Annotated in this window: 3 protein-coding genes and 1 pseudogene; 1 reads left to right on the plus strand and 3 read right to left on the minus strand. The window is 73.6% G+C overall.

From position 1 onward, the window contains the following. Positions 1 to 689: BTAD domain-containing putative transcriptional regulator (locus tag ACFU6K_RS34955; RefSeq protein WP_380670033.1), on the minus strand; the 689-nt coding region annotated here is incomplete at its 3' end. 325 nt (positions 690 to 1,014) lie between these two features. Continuing rightward, positions 1,015 to 1,758: a ScbR family autoregulator-binding transcription factor gene (locus ACFU6K_RS34960; protein ID WP_380670035.1), complete on the minus strand. Its 744-nt coding sequence runs from the start codon at positions 1,756 to 1,758 to the stop codon at positions 1,015 to 1,017. A gap of 340 nt (positions 1,759 to 2,098) precedes the next feature. Here ACFU6K_RS34960 and ACFU6K_RS34965 point away from each other — a divergent pair, with 340 nt between their 5' ends. Then, a complete protein-coding gene (locus tag ACFU6K_RS34965; RefSeq protein WP_380670037.1) occupies positions 2,099 to 2,971 on the plus strand; it encodes a glycosyltransferase family 2 protein in 873 nt (290 codons plus the stop codon). 34 nt (positions 2,972 to 3,005) lie between these two features. Here ACFU6K_RS34965 and ACFU6K_RS34970 read toward each other — a convergent pair. Then, positions 3,006 to 3,207 (minus strand): annotated as a pseudogene (locus tag ACFU6K_RS34970) (hypothetical protein); the annotation flags it as partial.

The following is a 3,207-nucleotide window of genomic DNA, read 5'->3' on the forward strand; positions in this document are numbered from 1 at the left end:
AGGCGCTGGTAGGCCTCCAGCGCCTCGCCCCGGCGGCCGGAGCGGTGCAGCGCGACCATGTACTGGCCGTGCAGGCTCTCGTGGGTGCGGTAGCGGTCGACCAGGACGGTGAGTTCGGCGAGCAGTACGCGGTGCCGGCCGAGGCGCAGGTCGGCCTCGATCCGCTGGTCCAGCGCGCAGAGCCTGGTCTCCTCCAACCGCCGGGCCTCGACGGCGAGTTGACCGCCGACCGGGACGTCCGCGAAGGCCGGACCGCGCCACAGCGCGAGCGCCTCGCCAAGCAGCCGGGCCGCCCCCGGGTAGTCCTCGCCGTCCATCGCCCGGTAGCCGGTTCCGGCGAGGCGCTCGAACTCCCGGAGGTCCGTCAGCCCGCCGCCGCTGTTGAGCATGTAGCCGCCCGGCGAGGTCACCAGGACGTCCTTGGCGCAGGACACCCCTTGCGCCGTACCGGCCGTCGCGAGCGCCCGGTCGATGAGGTCGCGCAGCTGGAGCACGTACGTCTGCACGGTGGTGCGCGCGCTGCGCGGCGGACGGCCGGACCACAGCTCGTCGGCGAGCACCCCGGCCGACACCACCTGGTCCGCCCGCAGCGCCAGCAGTCCCAGCACCTGCCGGGGCTTCGGCGCCGACGGCACCACCGACATCCCGCACACCCGGACGTCCAGCGCCCCGAGCACCCGAATTTCCACGATGACCACCCCAATCACACGGAACGCCGCAGCCTCCCCGGCCACGGCCGGCACCCGGGTCGACACCCTGGGTCAACTGCTACCAGTCAAAAACAGGACGCGCGGTTTGTCAATACAAAACCGAACGTGCTGTTTGTTTTGCGCAGGCGTTGCGGCCCGCCACCCTCGGCAGTGCCACCGCCGCACCGTGTGATCGCGTCCGGGCAAACCAAAGGCGGCGCCGGACCCCCGTGGTCCCGTCGCCGCCGATTCGCCCGCTCCCGCGCCCACTCCCACACCCAGGCCCGCCCGGATTCCCGCAGGCGGGAGGGCCGGTGAGCCATCGTCAGCCCACGCCGACCTCCGTCTGCGCCCCGGCGCGCACGATGCCGCCCGCACCGTCGGGATCGCGGTCCGAGTCACCGCCTTCCGGGTCGCCCTCCGCCGCCGCACGGGCCGCCGCGGCCTCGGCCACCACCTGGGCGCCGCGGTTCGGCCCCATCTGCAGCGAGCCCAGCACGCCCGGCACCGCGATGCTCGGCATCAGGTGCTGGTACAGCGCGGACACCCGCAGCTCCAGGTCGGCCCGGCCGCAGAGCTTCTGGGACTGGATCTGCACCCCCGTCCACGCGGCGACGAGCAGCCACGCGGTGTCCGCCGGCACGACGTGCGGGAGCAGCTCGCCGCGCTCGCCGGCCGCGACCAGCAGTGCCTCGAACCGGCTGATCCAGCCGGGGATGGCGCCGCCGCCCAGATCGTCGAAGAGGTCCTGCCCGAGCGACAGCCGGGCCCCCGCGCTGAGCAGCGGGTCACGCGGCATCAGGTACGCCACCACCATCCCGGTGTCCACGAACTCCTGGAGCTTGCAGCTGCGTTCGGGAACTCCGTCCTGGACGAACTGCTCCTCCACCACACCCTGCGCCAGATCGCGCTTCGAGGCGAAATGGAAATACACCGCACCGCGCGTCACACCGGCCCGGGAGACCACCTCACCGATGGTCGCGCCCTCGTACCCGAACTCGTCGAAGACCGAGGCCGCCGCCTCCAGGATCAGCCGACGTGTCCGGAGCGCCCGTTCCTGCCGTACCACCGAAACCACCCCGCCCTGAGCTCCCGGAAAACAAAACCAAACACCCCGTATCTTAGCTTCGCCCCACCCACGGCCGACAAGACGATGCCGAGGAATCCCGCCAACCACTCCCCCTCCCCACACCCCGTCAGGCCCCACCGCCCCGTGGGTGACCGCACGCCTCGGCCTCCCCGGTGGATCGGCCTCCGGCACACCCGCTCCCGCGCCCGAGAAACCGAACGAACGGTTTCTTCCAAGCGTTCGCCTCCGTACCAACATTCGCTCACATCCATACGTGACCTCCGAGCCGGGCCGGTCGTTGCACCGGATCTGCGGGATTCCTCGACGGAAGCGGGTGCGGATGGGCCTCGGGCTGGGCGTGGTGGTACTGACGATGGGCGACCGGCCCCGGGAGCTGGGCGCGCTCCTCGACTCGGTGGCCGCCCAGGAGGGCGAGGCCGCCCGGGTCGTGGTGATCGGGCAGGGCGTGCGGCTGCCGCCGCTCCCGGACTGGGTGGACGCGGTGGAGCTGCCGGAGAACCTCGGCATCCCCGGTGGCCGCAACCTCGGCGCCCTACGGCTGCGCGAACTCGGCGGCGTGGACGTGGTGGTGAACCTGGACGACGACGGCCTCCTGCCCCGCACCGACACCTTCCGGCTGGTCCGGGAGGCGTTCGAGCGGGAGCGGCGCCTCGGCGTGGTCGGCTTCCGGGTCGCGGACGGGAGCGCGCACACCCAGCGCCGCCACGTCCCACGCCCGGGAGCCTCCGGCGCCCTGCGCTCCGGTGAGGTCACCACCTTCCTGGGCGGCGGCCACGCGATCCGGATGAGCGCCATCGACCGGGTCGGCGGCTTCCCGTCGCGGTTCTTCTACGCCCACGAGGAGACGGACTTCGCCTGGCGCGTCCTCGACGCCGGCTGGTCGATCCGCTACCGGGCCGACCTGCTGCTCCAACACCCCCGGACCGAGCCCGCCCGGCACGCCGCCTACTACCGGCTGACGGCCCGCAACCGCGTCTGGCCGGCCAAGCGCCGGCTGCCCGCCGTCCTGGTGCCGCCGTACCTGGCCTCCTGGTCGCTGTACACCCTCTCCCGCCGCCCGCCCGCGGCCGGGCTGCGCGCCTGGTGGACCGGCTTCCTGGAGGGCGTGCGCACCCCGTGCCCGCCCCGGCGCCCGATGCGGTGGGCCACGGTGTGGCGGATGACCCGACTGGGGCGGCCACCGGTGTTCTGACGCCCGGGCGCGGGACCGCCCCGGGCCCGCACGCTCAGCCGCCGGAAGCGCCGCCGGGGCCGTCGAGGGGCCAGGTGTCGCGGTCGCGGACGTGGTCGTAGGCGGGGAGTTCGGCGGCCAGGACGTCGAAGTGGAGCAGCGGGGCCCACAGGGCGCGGTCGCCGACGACGTAGAGGCGGCGTTTGGCGCGGCTGGCGGCGACGTTCAGGAGGTGCGGGGTGCCGGCGGCCCAGGCG

Origin of the sequence: Kitasatospora sp. NPDC057512 (genome assembly GCF_042802135.1) — a bacterium.
In the GTDB taxonomy this organism is placed as follows: domain Bacteria; phylum Actinomycetota; class Actinomycetes; order Streptomycetales; family Streptomycetaceae; genus Kitasatospora.